A 26,568-nucleotide genomic window follows, 5' to 3' on the forward strand; every position below is an offset into this window, starting at 1 on the left:
TATTAATACTTAAACTTCGTAGATTTTTCTATATTTACAGCCCCATCATAGGCATACTGGTTTCCATCCCAAAGACCACCAAATTTTAGATGTCCCCAACCATCAGAAAGCTCTAATAGATTTAATGCTGTTGGAACACACTCATTATGCCCTTTATTAAATAGATACTGATATGGCTCCCAACCATGCTCCATAACTAAAGTATCAGGGGCAACAGATGAACTTACTTTTGCCATTGCATAAAATTCGCCAAGTTCATTAAAGATTCTTATTGTATCTCCATCATTTATGCCTTTCATTTGGGCAATTTTTCTATTAATGGCAACATATGGAACACCTCTTTGTAATCTTTGAAGTGTTCTAGAATTTTTCCAGTTACTATGAATCGACCATCTTGCATGTGGAGTCATAAGCATAAATGGATTTTTCTTGTTTTGTGGTGCGATAGGTTTTAGAGCATAATTTGTTCCATTAACAAGTTTTAAATATGTTGGATGGTCTACATAATAAGTTTGTCTACCAGTTAATGTCTCAAATGGCTCCATTTTAAAAAGAGTAAATTCTCCAGAGTTATATGGTCTATCTGCATAAAGTGGTGATAATTTAGCTGCTTTTTCATTCAGTTGTAAAAAACCACCCGCTTTATACATTTTCTCCATAGTCCATGGAGCATACTGCTCACACTTTTCAAGAGCTGCTTCAACTGCAAGCTTATCTGTTCCTAAATATGGTTCCATTGCAGCTTCAGACTCTTCATCTTTATTTGTATACTCTTTATAAAAGTTTGCTAAATCTCTATAACCAGTTCTTGCATATTTCTTACTATCTTTTACTTTTGCTTTTGCTCTGTTTTCTGGTCTATTTGCTATCTCTTCAAGTTTTTTAGCAAGAAGCGCAAACATACTCCATTCATCCATTGCTTCACCAACTGGCTTCATATTTGCAATAGGCTGTGCAAGGTTTGTAAATCTATGATATCCTGGGCTTGTTCTAATATCATAAACCTCATAATGGCTTTTTGCAGGAAGCAATACATCAGCAAACATTGCTGCTTCACTCATTTTATAATCAACATAAGCAAAGAATTTTGTTTTATTTAAAAATGCTTTTCTATATTCGCTACCTTTATTTCTTCTAAATTTTGAATCAGCTACGATTAAAGCAACTTCAGGAGTCCACCACGGTTTATAGTATGGCTCACCCTCTTCATGGTCTTTACCATCCTCTCCACCTTTTAACGCCTCTTCGATGATTTTTATATATTCATCTTTACTTACTTTTCCACCTGTTGCTCTTTTTACATCCTCATCACTAAAATATTCTTTAAAAGTTTTTAATCCATCTCCAAAAACAAACTCACCAACAAATCCTGAGCCAAATCTTGGCTTATATTTTCCACCAAAACCACTAAGTGTTCCAAGACCACTTAAACTAAACTCATTTTCAGTATTTAAACCGCCATAAGGTCCAAGACGCCCAGTCAATCCACAAATTGAAGATATATTCCATATATTTAAAATACCATTGAAATATTTATTTAAACTAAAGCCTGTTGTAATCTCCACTACTTTTGGAAGAGCTATCTCTTTAGCCAATAGTTTAACAGTATCAGGATGCACTCCAGTTATATCTTTTGTAGCTTCAGGGCTAAACTGCTCTACATTTTTCTTTAAAAGTTCAAATACTGTTGTAACTTTTACCTTTTCTCCATCTTTTAAAGTTACTTCCCACTCCCCTTCAAGTTCAGGATCAATACCAAATTCATCAATTTTTAGTGTTTTATGCTCACTACCATGACTACCTGGCATTAGAGCAATTTTTCCAGTCTTTTTATTCATTGTATAAAATTGAGCTTCATAATGTTCATGCTCTTCCTCATTTTTAGCATGCTCAATATCAGCTCTTCTTAATAATTTTTTATTGTCAAGCCTTACTAAAAATGGTAAATCTGTATAGATTTTCATAAATCCTGGCTTATATATTTTATTTTTAATGATTTCATACATTACACTCATTGCTAAAAATTGGTCTGTTCCAGGTTTTATTGGTATCCAAAGATCAGCTGATTTTGCTGATGCGTTAAATTCTGGAGTTATAACAATAATTTTTGCACCATTATATTTTCCTTCCCACACAAAGTGCGCATCAGGAATTCTTGATACACTCGGATTTGCTCCCCAAAATATTGCACTATCTACCTGATACATAAAATCGTATGTACATCCAACATTACCCTCGCCATATGCAATAGCTGCTCCACTAAACATATCTCCAAGATATGAAGCTGGATAGATTCTATAAGCACCAAGTTGAGTTGAAAATCTAAGAGGAGCCCCACGTCTACCCTCAGTAAGCAGACCAGTTCCTGCATGTACCATTAATCTCTCTGGACCTTTATTTGGGTCTGTCATAACATCAAAAATCTTTTGTGCTACAAGTTCAGCTGCTTCATCCCAACTGATTCTTTTCCATTTGCCTTCACCTCTTTTGCCAACTCTTTTCATAGGATAAAGGATTCTATCTTTTTCATACATTACTTGTGAATGTTGGATACCTTTATTACATCCTCTTGGGTTAAAATCTGGAATTTTTGGATTTATTCTAGGATATCTTGCACTTTGGTTTTCTCTTGTTACTACACCATTATTTGACCATATCTCCCATGCACAGTTTCCCTGACAGTTAACACAGTGATAAGCAAAACCATGCTCCTCTTTTTTCCCATATGTAAATCCAAACTCATTTCTATACATTTGCTCAGTATATGTAGTATTTGGATAGTTGTGTTTGCCATTTTCTACACTAATTACATTAGTTTTTGCAAAAAGACTTCCACTACTTGCAACAAGAGCTGCAGTTGCACTTGATACTTTGATAAAATCTCTTCTTTTTTTATTTACTGTAGTACTCATTAGACCAACTCCTTATCTTCTTATAGGTAGATTCATATCGTTGCCCCACTCATCCCAGCTACCACTGTATACTTTGGCGTTAGGATAACCTAACAGTTTTAATGCTGTGATGATATCAGAGCCTCTTCCTGTTCCAACTTGACAATATGCATAAATTGTCTTATCTTTAGTAACACCATACTTTTTAAACACAGCTTCTAACTCTTTTAAATCTCTAAAACTTTTTTTATTTTTAAAATCTGTAATATTTTTCCACTCTATAAATTTTGCAGTTGGAATATGTCCACCTCTTGCAACATTATCCATTTTTCTCTCGCCAATAATCTCAATCATACTTCTTGTATCAATAATTACATATTTAGATTTATCACCATTTTTTAATCTATCTAAAACGGCTCTATAAACCTCATCTTTTCCTGCAACCCAGCTTAAATCTATATGTTTTTTATCTATATGATAATGTTTAGGAGTAATTTTTGCCTCTTTTTCTGGACACAAATATGCATGATGCCCATGTCCTAAATCAACTTTTTTTATTCCTCTTTGAATAATTAGTTTTTTAGCAAGCTCTTTCATTTTCTTTTTAATAGACTTATACTCAGCTTTTAATTTTTTATACTCATCCATATTGCCAGCTTTTTTTGCCTTTTTATATGCTTTTTTTACCTTTCTTGACTCAGCTTTTAATTTGTCATATTTTTGCTGATTTGGATCAAGGGCTTTTATAGCTTCAACTCCCCCATCAAGAACATATACTTTTTTATGCCCATAACTTTTAAAAAATGCCAAAACTCCAGTTGCATTTGGACCTCTAAAGTTGTCATAAGCAATAACCATAGTATCATTATCTATACCATGCATTCCAATATAATGTTCTGCATCTTTTGGACATTGAAATAGTGGTGCACATGGCATTCTTCCCATAATATCAGAATGGTGCAGATGATGTGCATACATATTAACAGAACCTCTAATATGCCCATTTTCAAAAGCGGTTTCACTATCACCGTTTACAAACATAACACCTGGCTTACCAATAAGCTTATAGGCCTCTTTAGCACTGATTGTTAATTTTTCAGATGCAAAAGAGACTCCAGCGATGAGAGCCAACAAAACAATGGCTTGCAACAACCTCTTCATTACTTCTCCTTATAAGTAAAATCACTTGTACTTATGCCCGTAAATTCGGGGCTTTCGTACATTCACTTCATTTTAGAAGTTACTTTCTTAAATAACTCTTAAATTATCTTCTTTTGTTTTATGAAATATCATTTTTGCTCTATTTTCATACAAAAACTATTTTTTATTCAATAAATTTTATTTATTACCCAAAAAAAACTGATAATTGACATCAAAAAAATTTTTGGTAATATTTAGCGTTAAGAGCTAAGTGTTAAGTATTAAAAATAACAATAAGGATAAAAATGACAAGAGAAGAGGCAATTGAACTATTAGAAGATAAAAATCTTCCTCTTGAAAAAGTAAAAGAGATTTTTTATAACTTTAAAAATGATATGGAAATTGTTGGTATGGTTGCAATGAATCTAAGCCAAAGAACGAGTGTTTATGATAAAGAAAAAGGAAAAAGCCCAATAATGACAGAACTTTTAATAGAGTTATCTCAAGTTGAGGATATGGGAAGTCGTTGGGCTGTTGCAAAAAATCCTCACACTCCAACTGAGATTTTAGAAAAACTTAGCCATGATGATATAAATTTAGTAAGAGCCCTTGTTGCAACAAATCCAAATACCCCTGTAAATGTATTAAATAGACTATTTAATGATGAAAAAATTGTGAGAGATGGACTTAGTGGAAATCCAAATACTCCTATAAAATTATTAAATATTTTAGCTGATGATAGAGATAAAATGGTAAGATTAAGAGTTGCAGAAAACCCATCAACTACAGAAGAGATATTAAAAAAACTTGCTAATGACAGTGATATAGATGTAAGTAAAGCCGCACAAATTAGATTGGAGAAGTTAAATGAAAAAAAATAGTAGTAATATAGATAAATATTCTATGCTAACAAAACAGATTTTGGCACTCCATTTTAGTGGAACATATATAACAAACAAAGAGTTTATAGAGCTTGGTAAAAAAATAGGAATAGATGTAGATTTGGCTGACAGAGAGACTGTTTTTAAAAAAATATTATCAAAAGCTATTGAAGAAAATATTGAGGCTGAATTTTTTAATGAATTATCTAATGTTTTAAAAAGCAGATTCGATGAGTATAAAAAGTTAGCTGATGAATTTGCTAATTCAAGTGAAATAATAAAAGAGTGGATGCAAAAATTAAGAAGCTTGGATATGCTAATAAAACAAAGAGCGAGAATGAGCATATATGAGTAGCGGAGGCAAAATGAATAAAAATATATTAAAAAAACTTGAATCTGTAAAATATCCAGGACTTGATAAAAACATAGTTGAATTAAAAACCATTGATAGCATAAAAGAAAATGGTAAAAATTTAGAGATTGTTTTAAATATTGCAAATCAAGAAGCTTTTCCTATAATAGAAGGAGCCATAAAAGATATTTTAAAAGAGTTTAGTGTTGAGGTAAAATTAAAAACAAAACCTAAAAAAAATATCCATTATGGCTCAACACATAAACCAAACAATCGCGCCCCTTATGCAAAAAATATAATAGCTATAACAAGCGGTAAAGGGGGAGTTGGAAAAAGCACAGTAAGTGTAAATCTTTCAATTGCATTAGCTCAAAAGGGATATAAAGTAGGTCTGCTTGATGCTGATGTTTATGGACCAGATGTTCCAAGAATGACAAAAACTGATCATGAAAGGCTTAGATGGGGAGATAACAATAAAATAATTCCAAGTCAAAATTTTGGAATAAAGATTATGAGTGTTGGACTTACAACACCAAGCTCTGATACTCCTCTTGTTTGGAGAAGCTCTGTTGCGGTTAGTGCATTGATTCAATTTTTAGAAGATGTAGATTGGGGAGAACTTGATTTTTTAGTTATAGATATGCCTCCAGGAACAGGTGATATTCAGCTTACCATGGCTCAAGAGCTACCTATAACGGCAGGAGTTTTAGTAACAACTCCTCAAATGGTGAGTGCAGATGATGTAAGCAGAGCTATTATGATGTTTAAAGATATCAAAGTAAAAATTGGAGGATTAATTGAAAATATGAGCTATTTTATAGCTCCAGATACAAAAAAAAGATATGATATTTTTGGAAATGGGGCTGGAGAGAGTTTAGCAGTTAGATATGATATCCCTTTCCTTGGAAAAATCCCACTTGATATGAAAATAAGAGAGTTTAGCGATAGTGGAACACCTCCAGTTGCTATGGGAGAGATTGAACATAAAAACTATTATAGAAATATCGTAGAAAATCTTTTTAAAAATGTTGAATTTAATTTATAAAATTACTCATTGAGGATTAGAGCCTCTTTGGGCACATAAACTCTAATCCTCTCTCCAATTTTAAAATTTTTTAATTTTTTCTCAATTTTTATCAACTGGTTTCCTATAGATAAAACTATCTCTTTTTCTAATATATCAACAATATATCCCTCTAAAAAAAGATTTTCCTCACTTGCTAAAGATTTTATATCCTCAATCTTAACTATTTTTCCATTATCTATAACTGCTAATTTATCTGCCAATTTATAAATTTCTGCAATATCATGGCTTACCATTATCGTTGTAGTTCCAAACTCATCATGCAAAGCTCTTATCTCATTTTGAAGCTTTAATCTCATCTGTATATCAAGAGCAGACAATGGCTCATCTAAAAGTAAAATTTTAGGTTTTTTCATCATTGCTCTTGCAAGTGAGACTCTCTGTTTTTGCCCTCCACTTAAATTTGCAGGATACCTATTTTTAAGATCATTTAACTCTGTAACTTTTAAAAGATGTTCTGCCAATTTTATATCTTTTTTTACAAAAAGAAGATTTTCTAAAACAGTCATATTCTCAAAAAGAGCATAATCTTGAAAAACAAAGCCAATCTCTCTTTTTTGGGGAGGTAAAAATATATTTTTATCTTGCCATACTTTACCATTGACAACAATTGAACCTTTAGCTTTTTCTAAACCAGCCAAAATTCTAAAAAATGTGGTTTTTCCACTACCACTTTTTCCTTGCAGTGCTAAAAACTCTCCATTTTTAATATCTAAATTAATATTGAGTAAAAAATCTTTTAAATCCTTTTTTATATTTATCTCAATCACTTATATTCCTAAACTTTTGCCAATTTTGCCTTAGCATTAAATATATAAACACTTAAAAGAACTAAAAAGCTTATAATAACCATAATAGCACTATAAATATGAGCATTTTCATAATCCATAATCTCAACAAACTCATATATTGCAACACTTGCAACTTTTGTCTCGCCTGGAATACTTCCTCCAACCATTAAAACAACTCCAAACTCTCCAACTGTATGTGCAAAAGTAACAATTATAGCAGTAATCAATGAAGGCTTTATATTTGGGAGAGCAACCCTTAATAGTGTCTCAAACTTTGACTTTCCAGCAATATAAGAAGCCTCTATCATACTTTTTTTTAAACTTTCAAATCCGCTTTGAAGAGGCTGAACCATAAAAGGAAAACTATATAAACAGCTTGCAACTATTAATCCTTCAAAACTAAAAACAAGTTTGATATCAAAATAGTTTTCGAAAAATCTTCCAATAAAAAGATTTGGAGATAAAGCCCAAAGAATATAAAATCCAAGAACTGAAGGTGGTAAAACGATAGGCAATGCAGATATAGCTTCAAGAAAAGGTTTAAATTTTGATTTTGTTTGAGATAAAAACCATGAATATGGCAAAGCTATTATAAAAAGGATTGTTGTTGTAAAAAAAGCCAATTTAAATGAAAGAATAAATGGAACATAATCGATACTTAAAAGTTTATCAATCATATCCATACTTTTTAAAAATATTTTTTGCTTTTTTACTCATAATAAAATTTAAAAAATCTTTTGCATATCTTTTTTCTTTAGCATTTTTAAGTATAACAGCTCCCTGCTTTATAGGAGAATATAGATTTTTATCAACTTCTATCCAGTTTACATTTTTTTTATATTTTTTCATTTTTGGTGCATACATAGCTGATTTTGAAACAAAACCTAAATCTGCAGCATTAAAAACATAAGCTAATGTCTGAGATACAGATTCTGCATAGATCAATTTTCTTTTAACATCATTTAAAATTTTTGCATTTTTCAATGCTTCAAAAGCTGCTTTTCCATAAGGAGCTGTTTTTGGATTTGCTATCGCTACACTTTTTATATCACTATTTTTAACAATATATATACCTTTTGAAAAATCTGCTGCATCTTTGCTAAATATCACAACTCTTCCAATAGCATAAACTTTTGGTTTAGATATAGCAATATTTTTTTTATATAAAATATTTGGATAAAACATATCAGCAGATAAAAAAAGATCATAAGGAGCGCCATTTTTTATTTGAGTAGCCAGTTTTCCGCTACTTCCTATCGTTATATCTATTTTTATATTAGGGTAAACTTTATTAAACTCATTTTTTAACTCATCTATCGCATAACTTACATTTGCAGCAACTGCTACTTTTAAATTCTCTGCAAATAAAGATATAGTAAATAGTAAGATAGATAAAATTTTTTTAATCATACTCTTTTCCCGCATATTTCGTTATATAATTTAAAATATTACGAGAAAAGAGATAAAAATATACTTAAAAATTTTTATGGAAGAGAATTTTCTATCACATTTATCATATCTTTTTGAGCTTTTTTAAGCTCTTTTATAGCATTTTCATCATTTATATTTAAAGTAGATATCCAATTATATATATTTGGAAAAACGATAACCATTTTATTTGTACCTCTCTTTTGATAAATCGCCATTGTACAAGGAGCAAAAACACCAGCTTCAGGCCTTATTTTTGATACAGTGTATATAACTTTTAATTTGCATAGAGAATATGTATCATAAAATATAAAATCTTTTATTCCAGCTTCTTTTAAATCATAATTGTAATCATTAAAATTAGCCATAACAAACCCAATAGGCTTTAATCCATCTTCTATCATCATCTCCAGCTCATCTTTTGTATCCATTGCTTCATCATCTGCAACTTCAAAAACATACTTAGTTTTTAATTTCTCTTTTATAGGTTTTGGCTTATAAGATAGGTTTACTCTTTTTGCATTTGGTAAAGCCTTTTTTATAGTTTCTATATTTTTTTTCTCAAGTTCTGCCAACAGTTTATCATCAAAATCAAATCCTAATATTTTAGCTTTTGCTTTTGCGCTTAAAACTCCCATATGAATATATTTATTTTCTTTTTTCTTCCAAATAACGATAGAAAATGGAGCAAATATACCGCTATCTGCATCTTTTAAAACAAGCTCTTTTGTAATTTTTGGATAATATACAGTCATTAGATTGTATATATCAAATTCACTTTTGCCAAACTGCTTTTTATATGGTCCATTCATATCTCTATTTGTCTGTACACTATAACCCTCTTTTATAAATATTTCCTCTATTTTTTGAGGAGTAATATTTACTTTTGATTTATAGATAATTATCTCTTCATTTGCAAAAATTAATGAAAGAATAATTGCTAATAAAAAAGTTATTTTTTTCATTTCACATCCTTTTTATGGTCTAATATATATCCAACCTTTTAGATCTCTTTCAACAAGTTCAACAATTCCTGCTGTGACAATCTCTACTCCATCAATTAAATCCTCTTTTTTTATATGTTTTGTTCTCATAGTATTGCCACATGCAATAAATTCAACATCATAAGTCATTAAACTTCTAACTCTTACAGCTATTTTTTTCTCTTTTTTTAAAAGTGTTCTTATCCCTTTTGAATAGCAAATAATTGCCATTTGAACATTTTCAGGACCATAAAACTTTAAAACATTATTTGCAGAACTTAAAACATGATTTATCGATTCATCATCACCTTTTGTAATTGGAAAGACAATCTTCCTTGGATTGTCAATACTTGGTTTTGGCTCTGCAAATTCAGTTTCAGCAAAAATAAAAGATAAAAAAAGAAGCAAAGACAATATAAATCTCATTTAATCTTCCTTACCTCATCTAAAATATTTAAAAAATCCTCTTTATGCCAAGCTCCAGGTATCTTTTTGATCACTTTTTTATTTTTATCTATAAATATAAAAGTAGGAGTTAAATATACATTAATATCAACTGGCAAATTATCTTTATAGATATCAATCTTAACTGGAATAAAATATCTGTTTATCTCTTTCATAACTTCTTTATCATTTAAAACATCTCTTTCCATCTCTATACAGTAATGACAATCTTGGCTCATTGCCTTTATCATAACTATTTTGTTACTATTTTTTGCAATATTTAAAGCCTTGTCAAATTTAAACCATTTCATATCATTTGCAAATAAAAAAATTGTAAAAGATATAAACAAAACTATTTTTTTCATTCGATCTCCAATTCCAAATATCTATAAGCATTTAAAATATTTAAATTATTCAGCTCTTTAAAACCAGCTAAATTTTTATATTTTGACATATCAATATATTTTGTTACCTCTTCATAATCAATATCATTTTCTATCGCTTTTTTTACCTGCTTTATTAAATCTTTCAAATAATTTAGGGTCATTTTATAGCTATCTTTTCCATAAATTTTCCCATGACCTCCAATTATAAAATTGGCATCTAATGATTTTATATACTCTAAAGCTTTAATCCAGTTAAAAATATCTGAATCTTTTAAAGATGGTACTCTCTCATTAAAAACTATATCACCAGCAAAAATCACTTTTCTTTTTGGAATATAGGCTATCACATCACCTTTAGTATGAGCACTAAAACATATAAGTTTAATAGTGCCTATTGGCGTATTCAGAAAAGCCTCTTTTTTTAATAAAATATCTGGTTCTTTTACTTTACTTTTAATTAGTATACTTTTTGGCAGATATCTTTGCATTCTTAAAGCTCTATTTAAATATTCTGATATATCCTTGTTAGCTAAAATCACTGTACCTTTTTTGATAAAAAAAATGTTTCCCAAAAAATGATCATCATGCCCATGAGAATTTATGACAAATTTTACATTTTGCATCTTTATTTTAGAGATTTTTTCAAAACTCTCTTTAGCATAATCATAGCTTGGTCCTGTATCAAAAACAATCCAATAATCTTTTGCATCTATATAACAACTATTTGATATATTTCCCAAATTTTTACGATTTGGAATCTCATTTTTGCCAAAGAAGCAATATACTCCTTTGGCAACTTTTACAGGCTTTAAATTATAGATATCGGCCAAACTATAAATTGAAACTAAAAATATAAGAAAAAATCTCATTGTTTTCCTTAGAATAGATAATTTATCTCAAATCTATACTCATTATATGATGGATCTTTTTTCAAATTTCCGTTAATATCTTTTGTATTATCATCACCATCTACAAGCCCCATTCTAAATTTTAGATAAAGACCAGGCATAGATTTTACTTTTTCAATTAAATCCAAATGAACTATATTGCTATCTGCTTGAACCCCTTTCTTTTTATCATCAAAATCTTGTATTGCATATCTAAGGCTTGCTTTTAGACCTGATACAAGTCCAGCTTTATCAAAATCATAAACTCCTCTAATCATCCAAGTTTTTGTGTTTGCATACCAGTTATATTGAGCCATAGCTCTTGTAAAACCACCAGTTGGAAATCCTCTCCATGGAGCAATAATATCTGCATCATCTGCAACTTTTGAATAACCAACTCTTGCCCACCATATTTTATTTTTTGCTTTTAAATCAACTCTTGCTGCAATTAAAGAGCTATCTACACTGTTAGGATCATCATAAGCAGTAGCATCTCCTTTTAGGTTTGCTACAGCAACTCCAAGCTCATCTGCTCCTTTATCCATCTGCTTTATATATCTAAATCCAGGAATTAGGTTATAATCTCCAATAGGAATCTTATAATGAGCCTCTATTGAAGCTAAAGCTACAACATCTGGAACAGTTGTATAATTAATCATCCATTTTAAATTTTTTATACTTTTATTTGTAAGTTCTGCTACTATTAATTCATGATCTGTATCTTTACCTGCAGCCTCAAAGTTTGCATAACTAAGGGCTTTATTTACTGCACTATCATCATTATTATTCCAACTTTCTCCATCTTCATCTTTAAATGTTATAACATCATGAAATCTTGTATGGTCTCTTAATTTTTGTTTAGTAAAATATGCAAGCTTTACAGTTGTATCACTAAAATATTTGCTAACTAAGCTAACACCTTCAAATGTATTTGGTATCATCTTTGTATCATTACTTTTTGTTAGAAGAGACTCAAATATTTGGCGGCCAATTTTTAAGCTTGTTTTATCTCTTTTATATTCAAGATAGCTTTGAGCAAGTACAGTCATACCAAAACCATTATCAGTTTTTACTTTATATCTTGAAAAAGTATCTTTACCAGCTTTTACAAAACTTACATCTTCAGCATCCATATGCCAAGGATTTTGAGAAGTATATAAAGCAGCAGTTATGCCAAATCCTTTGAAATAAGCACTTTTATACTCTAAACTACCACCAATTCCCATAGCCCAATTATCTTTTGTCTTTCCTGTATACTCTTTATCCCAATCCCACTTAAATGTATTAAGTCTCAATCTTCCATAAAATTCACCTTTTGTAAACATCTCTTCTAAACTATTAGCTTCGCCTGGAAGCACATTATATTTAAGTGTCATATTTCCTTTTAAAACTCTTTTCTCTTTGGCATTTGCTTCCATTCCTGCAAAAGATAACCCTAAAATTGCTGCTAAACTTAAAGTTGCTATTTTTTTCATTTTTAATCCTTTCATAAATATAAAAAATTTATTTTTTAATGTGCCCTAGCGCGCTTTTTATTTAGGAGTAAGAATGAGAGCTGCTAAGGCACGGTTTAACATATTCCGCCTTTACTTGGACAACCGCACTCAAAATCAACAACCCTAACATTTGATTTATTGGAAATATTTACTGTTCCTTTTTTCCTTATATAATCCGAAACAATATTATAAACAGGCTCAATCTTATCTTCTCTTAGATTTGAACCAGCATTTTGAAGATTTCCTCCCCATGAACTAATAACATAATTTCTATTTGGATTTATATCTTTTCCATTTATTTTTAGATTTTTTATTCTTTGTCCAGCTTTTGCACCTATTTTTATATCATAACTAACACCTGTTAACCTACTCATATCACCACCTTGTTGATATAGCGGATTTGAGTTAAAAACATTATCTGCAATATCTTCTAAAAGCTGAGCAATTTTTGCTCCTTTTAATTCAAATGTATAAACTTCAGGATATGTAATAGCTGTCATCTCATAAACATTATCAACTAAAATATCATCTCCAGGTAAAAGTGTTGTTCCCCATCTATACCCAGGTGTAAATACTATCTCACTATCCATCTTATCTCTTATAGCCTCACCAATTAATGCATCAAATGTTGAATAGAATGTATCTCTTTTATATAAAGTTCCTTCTGTTTTTCCAAGAATTTCGTTTAACTCTTTATTATATGGCTTATACCATTTATCAACCAGTTCTATTCCTTTTTTATCAGCTTTTATAAGTTTTGAAGCTACCGGTATAAGTTTGTAACTAAAATCTTTTACTCTTTTATTTTTAATATCAATATCAAGTCTTCCAACAAATTTTCCATGGCTTCCAGCAATTATAATAGTTGTGCCATTTATAGTAATTGGCCTTGGACCTGGGTCATGAGTATGACCACTTAGTATAAAATCAATTCCGTTTACTCTTCTTGCAACCTCTTGATCAACACTAAATCCATCATGACTCAAAACTACTACACAATCTACTTTTTTCTCTTTTCTAAGTTCATCAACATATCCTTGAAGAGAATCAAGCCTTAAACCAAAACTCCACCCTTTAGTAAATTTTTTAGGATTTGCAGTTGAAGTAAATGGAAAAGATTGTCCAATTATTCCTATTTTTGCACCTCCAACCTCTTTAATAGTATATGGTTTAAAAACGAGCTCTTCAAAATTATCACTAAATGGATCATTATCTACAATATTTTGTGAGATAAACTCTCCATTTAACTTATCTATTAGTTCTGCAACTCTCTCTTTTCCATATGTAAATTCCCAATGCCCAACCATCACATCAACACCAAGATAGTTTTGGGCATCAACGATTGCTTCTCCCTTTGTTTTTAATGCAACAGCTGTTCCTTGCCATGTATCACCACTATCAAGAAGCAACACATTATCTTTTCCTCTATCTCTTCTAATCTCATCTACTATCGTTTTTATATGAGCAATACCACCCATTTTCCCAAATTTTTTAGCAAGCTCTTCAAAATTTAGATATGTATCAAAATATGCTTCTAATGAATTTGGCTCTATCCCATAAAAATTCAAAAAACTTTTTCCACATAAAAATCCAGGAGTTCCCACTAAATTTTTTGCACTTATTAATGTTGAAGGTTCTCTCCAGTAAAGTGGCTTTAAATGTGCATGCATATCACAAATATGAAGAAGGGTAACTTTTCCCTTCTCTTCAAAATCCATTATATCTGATGCACTTAAATCTGAAGCCTTTTTGGAAGCATATAAATTTTTGCCCCCTAAACTAATAAGACCAAGTGCTGCTGCTATATGTAAAAAATCTCTTCTGTTAATATTCATTTTTTTTCCTTTAACGCTTCAAACCTGGTATATGAATCTCTTGTCCTTTTGCCATATTTGTCACATAAACTTCTAATGCAACCATATGTTTTGATCCAAGAGGAATTTTTGCTAAAAGGGCATTTTTCATACACTGCTGAAACCTTTTTTGCAATGTAAACATTTTTCCTTTTGTCATTCTGTAAGCTGGCCAAGTTGCAGCAGCTTTTACTTTAGGTGCTCCAAGATCTGGTAAAATCTGCATTCTAAGTCTCATGCCTACAATATCTGGACTATGACAGCTATAACATGATAGTCCTCTTCCACCTCTTCTCATCTCAAATACTTTTTTACCAAGCTTATAATACTCTTTCATATGTTCATTTGCATTTATATCAATATTAATCTTCTCTCCATTTGCAATCGATTTTGTATATGCAGCCATCGCATCCATCTGAGACGATTTTAATTTAAAAGGTTTTTTACCATTTGCATACATTGCCGCTTGTAACATCTGATCAATTGCCACAACCATACCTATCTTTTTTATATATCTTGGGAAACCTGCTAAATATTTTGGAAGCTCATCTTCACTAACTCCTAAAAATTTAGCAAGTCCAGCTTCTCCACCAATATACTCTTCTAAGAGCTCAGAGCCTTCTTCAACATAGATATCTGCTGGATTGTTTTCTAACATCTCTTCATAAAGTGCTCTATCTTCTGGACTCATACTTAATTTTTCATCAGCCACTAAAGGTGATGAAAAAACAAGAACTAAACCTAATGCTCCTAATAATATTCTTTTTTTCATCTTTTATCCTTTTGGCTTAACTTTTTTGCTTTTTTCGTTAACTTCTCCTTTGTTATCTTTATAGACAACTTTTATAACTCCTGGGCCTTCAACTTTCATGTTTATAGAAAAATAAGGATTTGTTGAAACAGTCTCCCAAACTATGAGATTTGTAATAAGTTCATCATTAAAATAGAATTTCACTTCATCAATATAGTGAGCTGGAATTATTTTCCCACTCTTTTTATCTTTTCTCATACCTGTTTCCATTGGATGAATCACTATAAAATCCACCTTTACTATATCTCCAACCTTATATTTTCTTGGTTTTATTTTTATAATAGATTTTCTTTTTGCCATTTTTAATCCTTTCTCTTTTTCTTATATATCAACTATTGATAAATTATCCACAACCACCAATTGTAACTTTTACTTTTTTATGAGCTTTTATAAATGTTCCATTTTTCAAGGCTGCTACTGCTACTACTTCTTGCGTACCTCCAAGTTTTATTCTTGTTGCAAAATATGCTTTACCATTTTTAGGTGTTAAAAATATATCGGCACATCTTGCATTAGAGTTCTTAGTTGTCAATATATGTAACGATTTTACCTCTTCAATTGGAAAATCCACATTTATTTTAACCGGTACAACAGCCCCATTTTCAGCTATTTCTGGAACTGTCAAATTAACTTTTTCACTATCTTTGGCGCCTTTTCCACCAGTAACTACTTCTAACGCTTTTTTGTAGCTTATTGCATTTTTACCTTTTGGTTTTTTATTCTCTTTTGCCAAAAGCTGTGTTGTTCCTAAAGTACCCATTGCAGCTACTGCTGGAATTGCAGCAAAACTTTTTAAAAAACTTCTTCTTTTCATAATTTCTCCTTTATTTTTTTTCAGAAACCACATATGAGACTATCTCACATATCTCTTTTTTATTAAAAAGACCAGTTGTTAGATTGATTGTCATATGAGTTTTAGGATTATCTATCCTTGCATCTGCTATTTTTTGAAAAACATACCTGTAATCTCTTGCACCTGTATCTATAAAATGCTTTTTATAATTGGTTAAATCTGGACCTATATTTCCTGGACCTTTAGCACCTTCTATATTGTGACAAGCTACACAATTTCCATATTGCTTAGGCTTTTTCTTTCCATTTACAGTTATAAACTTGGGCAAACCTTTTGGCGGTTTTGTTTTGGCTTTTTTCCCATTTAAATTATGAAAAATATATTTACCTCTTGCAATTGCCAAAGGATCTTTTGTAATACAATTTTTTGGCATTTTATACCTCTTTGGAGGCTTAAGTTTGTCTTTTTGAAGTATTTTAGTTGCATCAGGTGATTCTACTGCACTTTTAAGATCTACTCCAAAAAGAGAAGAAACACTAAAAGCAAAAACAGCTCCGGCTAAGATATATCTCTTTTTCATATCTGCTCCTTATCTATTGATAAGGAAATAGTAACAACGAAATGTAAATTTTTTGTAAATTTTTCTGCTTGAAATGATAAATCTTATTTATGAAAGATTTTTAGGGAAGAAATAAATGAAGCTGCTTCCAAATTGTGGCTTTGAGATTATGCGAAGTTTTACTCTTTCTTTATCTATAATATTTTTTACAATATTAAGACCTATACCAAAACCTCCTTTAGTTAAATTTTCTCTATAATATCTATCAAAAATTTTATTAGGATTATTTATTCCAATACCATAATCTTTTATATTCAAAATAATATGCTCATTATCCTCTTTCAAAAAAACCTCTATTTTAGAATGCTCTTTTGAGTATTTAATTGCATTTGAAAGAGTATTATCAACTATTCTTTGAAGTTTTGTTTTATTAAAATTTAAATATATATCTTTTTTAATATGAGTATATATTTTAATATCCCTTAAAGCAGCTATCTCTTTAAAATATTCTACTCTCTCTTTTAAAAATTTACTAAAATCAATATTTTCTTTTTCATAATTTATCTTATCCTTTTTGATTAAATAATCCATATCATTATATATACTTGCTAATGTTTTTGCTGCAGCTTTTATCCTTTCTAAATATCTATTTTCTCCAAATTTTCTTGTAAAAAGATCAACATTTACATTAATTATACTAAGAGGCGTATTTATCTCATGCATAGAATCTTTTATAAAATTATCAAGTTTTCTATTTAGTTCTGTGAAAGGTTTTGAAAAGTTTTTCAATATTACATAAGAAAATATAAATAATATAAAAAGTATTCCGATTGAAACAATAATAAACATTTTATATATAGACCAAGGATTATATTTTTTTGCAACAACCAAATATTTACTTTCAAAATAGATCTCATCTGGCAATTTCATAATAAAATATCTATAATTTTTCTGTTTATGGTATCCTAGAGAATAGCTATTTGGAACAAATTTTATTAATGTAAATATTGATTTAAAATTTTTATCATAAATTCCAGATTCAAAAGATTTATATCTTGGATAATAAAATACCTCACTCTCTTTTGGATTAAATTCATCCATTGCAGAAATTATTTTATAAGCATCTTTTTTTAATTCAATCTCTGTTTTTGCTTCATTAATATTAAGCATTAGTTTAGTATATATAACTAATGGTACAAAAAGAACAGTAGCTATAAAAATTGAATAAATAATTGCATATTTTATTGCGTATTTTTTTGAATCATATGTCAATTTTATATCCTAACCCATGAATATTTTTGATTAGATCTTTAGATACTTTTTTTCTTAATTTATTTATCTGTACTCTAACATTTGCTAAATCCTTATATTCTCCCCATACCTCTTCTTGGAATTGTTCCATTGTTACAACATTTCCTCTATGTTTAATTAATACTTCCAAAATTCTTTTTTCTGTTTTTGTTAAAGGTACCTCTATATTGTCTTTTTTTAAAATAAATTTTTTAGTATCATATATATATCCATCTGGAAGAGTAATCTCATCTTTATTTGCTTTAAAACATTCCCTTTTTAAGGCATTTTCAACTCTTATTTGAAGTTCTTTTAAATCAAACGGTTTTTTTATATAATCACAACATCCACACTCAAATCCACGTGCTAAATCATTTACATGAGTCATAGAAGTTATAAAAATAGCGGGAATCTCAATATTATGCTCTCTTAAAGTTTTTAAAAATTCAAAGCCATTCATACCAGGAACTTTTACATCTAAGAGCATTAAATCGTAATTTTTCTCAAACAAAGCATCCATAGCATCATCAGAATTTTCGAAACTATCCACTTTAAAACCTATATCTTCTAAAAACTCTTCTACACTAATTCTTAAAGAGTATTCATCTTCTAAAAGCAGTATTCTCACTTTATAACTCCACTTTTTTTCTCTTTTTTTGCTTCTTTTAATATTATATTTATAAGCTCATCTTTCGAATAGTTTCTTAAAAGCTCTCTTAATTCGATTTCTACATCTTTTTGCTCTTCAAATGGAAGTGATGGAAGAAGATTTATCAATTCCTTTTCATATACAGATTTATACTGCCCTTTTGGATTTTCCCAAATATTCACGATGTTATAAAAATCTCTCTCATTAAACTGTATAAAAAAAGATATATCACCGCTATTTGAAAATTTTTCTAAAACCTCTTTTGGTAAAACCAAAACAAATGCTCCTATTTTCTCACCTACTCCATTTAACATTGGCTCATAAATATAAAAATATCCATTTTGATAGACTGTTTTTTGAAGTTTTAATTTTTCAAAATCTAACTTTTTCATTTTTAGTAAAATATTTAAATTATAATTTCTATTGCTAACTACATAATTATCTATAATAGGATTTTCTCTCATTAAAGTTGCAATATTTAAAAATTTAGCATCCATTAAAACAAAAGTTTCTATTCCCTTATCTCTTAAATGCTCTGTCAATGGCTCAAAAAAACCAATAATTTCTAAATATCCAAGTATTTTAGCTCCCTTTTTTATAGGAGTTGTTGCTTTTATAGTAAGAAGTCTTCCTGTTTCAATAGAAACTTTTGGTTTTTTTATCTTTTTAATTCTTGATAAATCTGCTCTAAAGCCTTCTAATGGCATTCCAGCAAAACTTTGATCCCAACTTCTTGCAAAAATTGTTAAATCCTTTGCAATAGCTTGAGCCCTTATATCTTTTGTAAAAGTATATTTTTGAAGTTGAGAAATTGCAGAAGATAAAATCTCATAACCTTTATCTTCATCATCATCTATCATAGCCTCTTTCAATGCTTCATTTTCTGCTAAAACTATCGCTAAAGAAAGAGCATTTGATTTTTGAGTTTCAATCTCTTTTCTAAAATAGGAAACAATATCATCAGCAACTTTTTCATATCTACTCATTTTAATATTCTTTGATATTAAATAAAGAGCTGCAGAAGTAAAAATTAGCAATATAATAGCAATAATAGATATTTTAAATATATTTAAACTACGCAATTTATCCTCAAATAAATTTTATTATTATTAATTTTTATTATATCTAAATTATAAAAAGAAGAAAAACGAAGTATAACAAGCCGCTAAATGCGGCCTGTTTTTAGTATCTGTAGCGGATATAGAATCTTAAATCACTTGCTTTATCAACTGTAGTCATACCCATATCTTCTGCATCTTCTACTTTTATTGGTGTACCACCATTTGCAAAGAATCCATTACTTCCAGTATATTTATAATTTATATATGTATATCTTAACTGAGCTGTTAATGTTTTTCCAATCAACTCTTTTGTTATCCAAGCTTCATATGCATCACCACGTGCAGCAAGTTTACTTCCAGCAAGTGTATCCTCAGCATATGTAAAACTTCTCCAATATCTACTTCCATGGTTATATTCTAAGCCCATTCTTGCACCATCCATAATAACATCAAGTGGGAAATTTGTTCCTACATAAATTGATGTTCCACTTTTTGATTCTCCAAAATCTGCACCTAATAAGGTATCAGGATTATTATCACCATCAGTATCCACATACATTCCCAACATTTGTTTATCTGATTTAGGATCTGTTTTACTCCATGCAAAACTAATAAATGCATTTGTATCATCAAGAAAATCATTTATTCCATCACCTATACCTTGAGCTAAAAGGCTAATAGCAGCTCCATACATATCTCCAACTTGTTCAAAATTACCTGCAGATGGTTCATTTGGATCATGCTGATTATTACCATTTAAATCCATATAGCCACTAAATACAATTCCTGGTAATTCCCATGCTTTAAATGCTGTTGTATGTACAGAATATTGTCCATCATCATATGGAACAAATATAAACCCAGCTAAGTCAGTAGATTTAAAATCATCTACTTTTGTATATTCAGACCCGCTACCCGAAATTGCTAAGTCAGCCCTACTTGTATTAGCACTTCCATAAACAAAACCTGGAGTTATACTTGCATATCTTATATTTGCATTTGTCATACCTCTACCCATACAGAGTTTAAAATACATTCCAGGAACATCTGTAACATTTTCAAGATTAAATTTAAAGCTTGCTCCATCAAACTCTGTATTTATGATATGTCCAAGAGGAGATTTTGGTTTTTGATCTTCTCTATAACTCGCAAGCAATCCATCTGTAGCAGGACGTCTACCAAAACTTGCTGTCCATGGTATATCAGCACCTAAGAAGTTATCTCCAAAATATAGCCAATAAGCCTCTTTTACTCTTAGTTCACCATTTGGATTTGGAGTTTCATTTACTATCCAATCAAAATAGTTAAAATTTGCTCCAAAAGTATTTGTCATTTGCCCATAAGCTTTATAATAACTTAGTAATCCTTTAAATACTATATTATCTTTTGGTGCATACGCCATTCCAAGCCAAAGTCTATTTGTTAGAATTTGATTATAATCTGTTTTTCCATTAGTATATTTGTACCCTATAACATCATACGCTGTTCTAAAATCAACATTCCATTTTAGATTATCTCCACCTGTTTTAGCCTTTAATGCACTTATCTGTTTTTTAAGTGCTTTTACATTTATTTTTTCTTGAGCTTTTTTTAGAGCTTCAACCTCTTTCTTTAAAGCCTCTAATTCTGCTTTTATGTCAGCTTCACTTGCAAAACCCATCGTCGCTATAGCTGCTATTGCAGATATTGCAATAAACTTTTTCATATTTTACTCCTTTGATAGATTAAAAGTTTCCAAATAATGGTGTTTCCATTATAGATTAAAAGATTTTAAATATAACTTAAATTTATAATTGGAGAGATAATGAAGATTATAAGAAGTTTTTATAAAAGCCGAAAAATCGGCTTTTATAATTGATAATATTTTATTAGCAGCTTGGAACGTTGCCACTATCACTTGCATATTCGTAACAAAAATCAAATAGATGTTTAACCCATTTATCTTTAATAGATTCTGGTTTTACCTTAGGACAGATTTTATGAACCTCTTCTTTAAATTTACCAGATTCATATATCTCTTCCCACTCTTCTTGTGTATGTTTAGCAGCAAATTTTGCTCCAGTAAATCCACAAGCTTTCTTTAGCTTTTTTTGATAAAGCTTTTGTCCTTTTGCAACATCTGCAAATGCTGCTGTACTTACAAAGCTAAGTCCAAGCATTGCTGCAAAAACAACTGCCATAAATTTTTTCATACTTTCTCCTTAAAATAAATTTCTATAAATTCTATCCTATACAAAATAAAAAAAAAGTAAAAATATTTTTTTGATTAAAAAATATATTTATATGTTTGTAATTTTGTAACTAGTTATTATTATTTATTTTCAAGAGAAGTTATAGGTTACTAGAATATTAATGAGAATATTAGAAAAAAATCATTTTTATTAATATTGAAGGAAGGTTGAAGTAATAGCTGAAGAAAACTAAGTTCTTAACTAGTAAACTTAAATCATTTCTTGCCTGGCGCCGACCTACTTTTCCACAGCCGGAGGCTGCAGTATCATCAGCGATGCGGAGCTTAGCTTCCAGGTTCGAAATGGAGCTGGGCGTTTCCTCCGCTCTATAGGCACCAGGACAAGAGAAGTAAATCTTTCGAAAAAGACTCAATTCTCTTGTCAGTTATTTACCATTCAACATTTTTAACTTATACACCAATTTTAAAGAACAAATCCATTGTTTATAGTCTAAAATTTAATAAAGTATCTCAGTAAGGCGGCAGTGCTTTTTTATTGGTAAGCCAAACGGACTATTAGTACTGGTCAGCTAAACCCCTTACAGGGCTTACACACCCAGCCTATCAAGGTGGTAGTCTTCCACCGTCCTTCAGGGAAGGCTCATCTTGGAGTCGGCTTCCCGCTTAGATGCTTTCAGCGGTTATCCGTTCCGTGCATAGCTACCCAGCGGTGCTCTTGGCAGAACAACTGGTACACCAGTGGCACGTCCAACCCGGTCCTCTCGTACTAGGGTCAGCTCTCCTCAGCCTTCCTACGCCCACGGAAGATAGGGACCGAACTGTCTCACGACGTTCTGAACCCAGCTCGCGTACCGCTTTAAATGGCGAACAGCCATACCCTTGGGACCTGCTCCAGCCCCAGGATGCGATGAGCCGACATCGAGGTGCCAAACCTCCCCGTCGATGTGAGCTCTTGGGGGAGATCAGCCTGTTATCCCCGGGGTACCTTTTATCCTTTGAGCGATGGCCCTTCCACTCAGAACCACCGGATCACTAAGACCGACTTTCGTCTCTGCTCGAGTTGTCTCTCTCACAGTCAGGCTGGCTTATGCCTTTATACTCTCCAAGCGATTTCCAACCGCTTTGAGCCAACCTTTGTAAGCCTCCGTTACTCTTTAGGAGGCGACCGCCCCAGTCAAACTACCCGCCAGACATTGTCCTCCCACAGGATAACTGTGGCAAGTTAGCCACCAGAATGAGGAAGGGTGGTATCTCAAGGACGGCTCCACCTGAGCTGGCGCCCAGGCTTCTCAGCCTCCCACCTATCCTGCACATCCTCATCCCGATGGCAGTGTCAAGCTGTAGTAAAGGTCCACGGGGTCTTTCCGTCTTTCCGCGGGTAGGAGGAATTTTCACCTCCACTACAATTTCACTGGATCCCTGGTCGAGACAGCCCCCATCTCGTTACGCCATTCATGCAGGTCGGTATTTAACCGACAAGGAATTTCGCTACCTTAGGACCGTTATAGTTACGGCCGCCGTTTACCGGGGCTTCGGTTCACCACTTCGCTCCGAAGAGCTAATGGATCCCCTTAACCTTCCGGCACCGGGCAGGCGTCACACCCTATACATCCTCTTACGAGTTAGCAGAGTGCTGTGTTTTTGATAAACAGTCGGATGGAGCGCTTCGCTGCGACCCACCTCGGCTCCAGTCGCGAAGACCTTCACCTACTATGGGCACACCTTATACCGAAGATACGGTGCCAGCTTGCAGAGTTCCTTAACCAGGGTTCTTCCACGCGCCTTAGAATACTCATCTCGCCCACCTGTGTCGGTTTACGGTACGGGCTACCTTACACTCAAACGGCTTAGAGGTTTTTCTCGGCTCGACGGCATCACCGATTCTCCCGCCGCCCCGAAGGGCTTTGAGAGCCTGTCAGGTCTCGGGTACTCGCACAGCGGATTTTCCTACTGTGCACCCTACACCCTTCGAGCCACTACTCCATCAGTGACCTCGGCTAGCCCTAAGCGTCACCCCATCGCCTTGTGTAAAGTAGGTATCGGAATATTAACCGATTTCCCATCGCCTACCCCTCTCGGACTCGGCTTAGGACCCGACTAACCCTACGTTGACGAGCATCGCGTAGGAAACCTTGGGCTTTCGGCGAACAGGATTCTCACCTGTTTTATCGCTACTCATGCCTGCATGCTCACTTCTTGCCGCTCCACTGCTCCTTACCGGTACAGCTTCAACGCCGACAAGAACGCTCTCCTACCGCTCTCTCACCAGAGAGAACCTACGACTTCGGTGTGTGACTTAGCCCCGTTATATTTTCCGCGCAGGGCCGCTAGACCAGTGAGCTGTTACGCTTTCTTTAAAGGATGGCTGCTTCTAAGCCAACCTCCTGGTTGTCTAAGCAGCCCCACATCGTTTTCCACTTAGTCACAACTTTGGGACCTTAGTCGGTAGTCTGGGTTGTTCCCCTCTCGACATAGGATTTTATCACCCTACGCCTGACTCCCAGGCTTACACTATAGGTATTCGAAGTTTGACAGGGTTTGGTACCGCGGTGAGCAGCCCTAGCCCTATCAGTGCTCTACCCCCTATAGCTACTACCTGAGGCTATACCTAAATATATTTCGGAGAGAACCAGCTATCACCAAGTTTGTTTGGCCTTTCACCCCTATCCACAGCTCATCCGAAGAGTTTTCAACCTCCACCGGTTCGGCCCTCCAGTGGGTCTTACCCCACCTTCAGCCTGGCCATGGATAGATCACTTGGCTTCGGGTCTGCAGCATCTGACTCTTTCGCCCTTTTCAGACTCGCTTTCGCTACGGCTTCCCGTTCGGTTAACCTCGCCAGATACCACAACTCGCAGGCTCATTATGCAAAAGGCAGTCCGTCACCCTGAGCTTACGCTCATAGGGCTCCGAATGATTGTAGGCATACGGTTTCAGGTTCTATTTCACTCCCCTCACTGGGGTTCTTTTCACCTTTCCCTCACGGTACTTGTGCACTATCGGTGTGACAGGAGTATTTAGGGTTGGAAGGTGGTCCTCCCAGCTTCAGTCAGGATAACACGTGTCCCGACCTACTCAGGGACATCCCAGGCCCACTAGGGTTTTCGCATACGGGACTATCACCCTCTTTGGTGTGCCTTTCCAGACACTTCTGCTAACCTTCGTGGTACCTTGATGGGAGCCCTACAACCCCGCTAGCAAGCTAGCGGTTTGCCCTACTCCCCGTTCGCTCGCCGCTACTAAGGGAATCTCTGTTGATTTCTTCTCCTCTGGGTACTGAGATGTTTCACTTCCCCAGGTTCGCCCCTCACCTAAGTGAGGTGACTGACATCTCTGTCAGCCGGGTTGCCCCATTCGGAAATCCCCGGATCAAAGCTTCTTGGCAGCTCCCCGAGGCTTTTCGCAGCCTAGCACGTCCTTCATCGCCTCTGTCACCCTAGGCATCCACCGTACGCCCTTTGTAGCTTACCTACTTCTAAAGCGCACTGCCGCCTTACTCAAATACTTTATTGAGTAAAGCTTCAATTGTATCTTTACCTTTTAGACTATAAACAATGGATTGTCAAATAACCTTTAGACTTACAAAGTCTAAGTTAAACTCTTCTACAAGAGCTTAACTTAGACTTTTGTTATTGGTATATTAGTGTATTAGTTATTGGTTTTTTTTGTTTTTTTACTAATAACTAATAACCAATTACTAATTACCAAATATGGTGGAGTCTACCGGGATCGAACCGGTGACCTCCTGCGTGCAAGGCAGGCGCTCTCCCAGCTGAGCTAAGACCCCATATCTCGGTTGAGTAGTGAATTGTGCAAACTCTTTTGCGTAGCGTACCTTGTAGTACGTAAGTGAAAGAGTTTGTGCAAGACTCTCTCAACATGGTGGGCCTGAGAGGACTTGAACCTCTGACCTCACCCTTATCAGGGGTGCGCTCTAACCACCTGAGCTACAGGCCCTCTGTTAGTCATTAGTCTATAGTCGTTAGTCATTAGTCATTAGTTTTTAAACTGACGACTATCGACTATTGACTAACGACTATAAATCACACCCCTGATAAGGGTCTCTATCTTAGCTCTCTCCACCATCTCATATTGTTAAAGAACCCTTGATCTCTCAAAACTAGACAAATATAGAGTACTCTTCCTTTGAGCCTTTGTAATCCAAAGAATCTAATCTTTAGATCGTACTCTCTAGAAAGGAGGTGATCCAACCGCAGGTTCTCCTACGGTTACCTTGTTACGACTTCACCCCAGTCGCTGAGCCCACCGTGGACGGTAGCCCCTGATAAACAGTTGGCTTCCCGGCTTCGGGTGAGCTCAACTCCCATGGTGTGACGGGCGGTGAGTACAAGACCCGGGAACGTATTCACCGCGGCATGGCTGATCCGCGATTACTAGCGATTCCGACTTCATGCAGTCGAGTTGCAGACTGCAATCCGAACTGGGACGCGCTTTAGAGATTTGCTCCACCTCACGGTATCGCCTCTCTCTGTACGCGCCATTGTAGCACGTGTGTCGCCCTGGACATAAGGGCCATGATGACTTGACGTCGTCCTCACCTTCCTCCCGGTTGCCCGGGCAGTCCCTCTAGAGTGCCC

23 protein-coding genes, 2 tRNA genes and 3 rRNA genes (1 of these 28 running past the window's edge) are annotated in these 26,568 nt (G+C 33.2%); 3 read left to right on the top strand and 25 right to left on the bottom strand.

Features of this window, described 5'->3' with window-relative positions; translation table 11 throughout:
* Positions 1–2: 2 nt before the first annotated feature.
* Positions 3–2,912: a molybdopterin-dependent oxidoreductase gene (locus tag QML81_RS02875; protein ID WP_281951692.1), complete on the bottom strand. Its 2,910-nt coding sequence runs from the start codon at positions 2,910–2,912 to the stop codon at positions 3–5.
* A gap of 12 nt (positions 2,913–2,924) precedes the next feature.
* Positions 2,925–4,052 (bottom strand): sulfurtransferase, encoded by a 1,128-nt coding sequence (locus tag QML81_RS02880; protein ID WP_281951693.1) that lies wholly within the window; start codon positions 4,050–4,052, stop codon positions 2,925–2,927.
* A 284-nt stretch (positions 4,053–4,336) separates the two neighbouring features.
* Between QML81_RS02880 and QML81_RS02885 the strand changes: the two genes are divergently transcribed.
* From QML81_RS02885 to QML81_RS02895, 3 genes are read left to right on the top strand one after another with little or no spacing between them, the layout of a single operon-like run.
* Complete coding sequence (locus QML81_RS02885; protein WP_281951694.1) at positions 4,337–4,912, top strand: hypothetical protein; 576 nt, start codon at positions 4,337–4,339, stop codon at positions 4,910–4,912.
* Complete coding sequence (locus QML81_RS02890; protein ID WP_281951695.1) at positions 4,899–5,267, top strand: hypothetical protein; 369 nt, start codon at positions 4,899–4,901, stop codon at positions 5,265–5,267. The genes QML81_RS02885 and QML81_RS02890 overlap by 14 nt, the downstream gene beginning before the upstream one ends.
* A 10-nt stretch (positions 5,268–5,277) precedes the next feature.
* Positions 5,278–6,309 (top strand): Mrp/NBP35 family ATP-binding protein, encoded by a 1,032-nt coding sequence (locus QML81_RS02895; protein ID WP_281951696.1) that lies wholly within the window; start codon positions 5,278–5,280, stop codon positions 6,307–6,309.
* A gap of 2 nt (positions 6,310–6,311) precedes the next feature.
* Here QML81_RS02895 and QML81_RS02900 read toward each other — a convergent pair whose 3' ends face one another.
* The 23 genes from QML81_RS02900 to QML81_RS03010 form a co-directional block, all read right to left on the bottom strand.
* A complete protein-coding gene (locus QML81_RS02900) occupies positions 6,312–7,118 on the bottom strand; it encodes a sulfate/molybdate ABC transporter ATP-binding protein (protein ID WP_281951697.1) in 807 nt (268 codons plus the stop codon).
* Between the two features lie 8 nt (positions 7,119–7,126).
* Positions 7,127–7,816, bottom strand: coding sequence for a molybdate ABC transporter permease subunit (gene modB, locus QML81_RS02905; protein WP_281951698.1), 690 nt, complete (start codon positions 7,814–7,816; stop codon positions 7,127–7,129).
* Entirely contained in the window at positions 7,809–8,549 is a 741-nt protein-coding gene (gene modA / locus QML81_RS02910; protein ID WP_281951699.1) for a molybdate ABC transporter substrate-binding protein, read from the bottom strand. Before modA ends, modB begins: the two co-directional genes overlap by 8 nt.
* A gap of 74 nt (positions 8,550–8,623) precedes the next feature.
* Positions 8,624–9,532 carry a DUF302 domain-containing protein gene (locus tag QML81_RS02915; RefSeq protein ID WP_281951700.1) on the bottom strand — a complete coding sequence of 303 codons (909 nt, stop codon included), beginning with the start codon at positions 9,530–9,532 and terminating at the stop codon, positions 8,624–8,626.
* Positions 9,533–9,544: 12 nt separating this feature from the next.
* On the bottom strand, positions 9,545–9,976 hold the full coding sequence (locus tag QML81_RS02920) for a DsrE family protein (RefSeq protein WP_281951701.1): 432 nt from the start codon (positions 9,974–9,976) through the stop codon (positions 9,545–9,547).
* Positions 9,973–10,359, bottom strand: a complete 387-nt coding sequence (locus QML81_RS02925; RefSeq protein ID WP_281951702.1) for a thioredoxin family protein — start codon at positions 10,357–10,359, stop codon at positions 9,973–9,975. The genes QML81_RS02920 and QML81_RS02925 overlap by 4 nt, the downstream gene beginning before the upstream one ends.
* The gene (locus QML81_RS02930) at positions 10,356–11,249 is read right to left on the bottom strand and encodes an MBL fold metallo-hydrolase (RefSeq protein WP_281951703.1); all 894 of its coding nucleotides are present in this window, start codon (positions 11,247–11,249) and stop codon (positions 10,356–10,358) included. Before QML81_RS02930 ends, QML81_RS02925 begins: the two co-directional genes overlap by 4 nt.
* A gap of 8 nt (positions 11,250–11,257) precedes the next feature.
* On the bottom strand, positions 11,258–12,742 hold the full coding sequence (locus QML81_RS02935; protein WP_281951704.1) for an OprD family outer membrane porin: 1,485 nt from the start codon (positions 12,740–12,742) through the stop codon (positions 11,258–11,260).
* Between the two features lie 95 nt (positions 12,743–12,837).
* The gene (soxB, locus tag QML81_RS02940; protein ID WP_281951705.1) at positions 12,838–14,598 is read right to left on the bottom strand and encodes a thiosulfohydrolase SoxB; all 1,761 of its coding nucleotides are present in this window, start codon (positions 14,596–14,598) and stop codon (positions 12,838–12,840) included.
* A gap of 10 nt (positions 14,599–14,608) precedes the next feature.
* Entirely contained in the window at positions 14,609–15,388 is a 780-nt protein-coding gene (gene soxA / locus QML81_RS02945; protein WP_281951706.1) for a sulfur oxidation c-type cytochrome SoxA, read from the bottom strand.
* A gap of 3 nt (positions 15,389–15,391) precedes the next feature.
* A complete protein-coding gene (soxZ, locus tag QML81_RS02950) occupies positions 15,392–15,727 on the bottom strand; it encodes a thiosulfate oxidation carrier complex protein SoxZ (protein ID WP_281951707.1) in 336 nt (111 codons plus the stop codon).
* A 43-nt stretch (positions 15,728–15,770) separates the two neighbouring features.
* Positions 15,771–16,241: a thiosulfate oxidation carrier protein SoxY gene (gene soxY, locus QML81_RS02955; RefSeq protein ID WP_281951708.1), complete on the bottom strand. Its 471-nt coding sequence runs from the start codon at positions 16,239–16,241 to the stop codon at positions 15,771–15,773.
* Between the two features lie 10 nt (positions 16,242–16,251).
* Entirely contained in the window at positions 16,252–16,800 is a 549-nt protein-coding gene (gene soxX, locus QML81_RS02960) for a sulfur oxidation c-type cytochrome SoxX (protein ID WP_281951709.1), read from the bottom strand.
* Positions 16,801–16,887: 87 nt separating this feature from the next.
* The gene (locus tag QML81_RS02965; protein ID WP_281951710.1) at positions 16,888–18,051 is read right to left on the bottom strand and encodes a sensor histidine kinase; all 1,164 of its coding nucleotides are present in this window, start codon (positions 18,049–18,051) and stop codon (positions 16,888–16,890) included.
* Positions 18,041–18,697 carry a response regulator transcription factor gene (locus QML81_RS02970; protein ID WP_281951711.1) on the bottom strand — a complete coding sequence of 219 codons (657 nt, stop codon included), beginning with the start codon at positions 18,695–18,697 and terminating at the stop codon, positions 18,041–18,043. The genes QML81_RS02965 and QML81_RS02970 overlap by 11 nt, the downstream gene beginning before the upstream one ends.
* Positions 18,694–19,800 (bottom strand): hypothetical protein, encoded by a 1,107-nt coding sequence (locus tag QML81_RS02975; protein ID WP_281951712.1) that lies wholly within the window; start codon positions 19,798–19,800, stop codon positions 18,694–18,696. Before QML81_RS02975 ends, QML81_RS02970 begins: the two co-directional genes overlap by 4 nt.
* 100 nt (positions 19,801–19,900) lie before the next feature.
* Complete coding sequence (locus QML81_RS02980; RefSeq protein ID WP_281951713.1) at positions 19,901–21,484, bottom strand: DUF3373 family protein; 1,584 nt, start codon at positions 21,482–21,484, stop codon at positions 19,901–19,903.
* 163 nt (positions 21,485–21,647) lie between these two features.
* Positions 21,648–21,971 (bottom strand): cytochrome C, encoded by a 324-nt coding sequence (locus QML81_RS02985; protein ID WP_281951714.1) that lies wholly within the window; start codon positions 21,969–21,971, stop codon positions 21,648–21,650.
* 263 nt (positions 21,972–22,234) lie between these two features.
* Positions 22,235–22,350: ribosomal RNA gene (gene rrf / locus QML81_RS02990) — 5S ribosomal RNA — on the bottom strand.
* A gap of 154 nt (positions 22,351–22,504) precedes the next feature.
* Positions 22,505–25,441, bottom strand: a 23S ribosomal RNA gene (locus tag QML81_RS02995).
* 240 nt (positions 25,442–25,681) lie between these two features.
* A tRNA-Ala gene (locus QML81_RS03000) sits at positions 25,682–25,757 on the bottom strand.
* Positions 25,758–25,850: 93 nt separating this feature from the next.
* Positions 25,851–25,927 (bottom strand) — tRNA-Ile (locus QML81_RS03005).
* A gap of 238 nt (positions 25,928–26,165) precedes the next feature.
* A 16S ribosomal RNA gene (locus QML81_RS03010) occupies positions 26,166–26,568 on the bottom strand (it continues 1,131 nt past the right edge of the window).
* Together the 16S, 23S and 5S rRNA genes with 2 tRNA genes alongside form the textbook arrangement of a ribosomal RNA operon.

The organism is Nitrosophilus kaiyonis (genome assembly GCF_027943725.1).
Lineage (GTDB): Bacteria > Campylobacterota > Campylobacteria > Campylobacterales > Nitratiruptoraceae > Nitrosophilus_A > Nitrosophilus_A kaiyonis.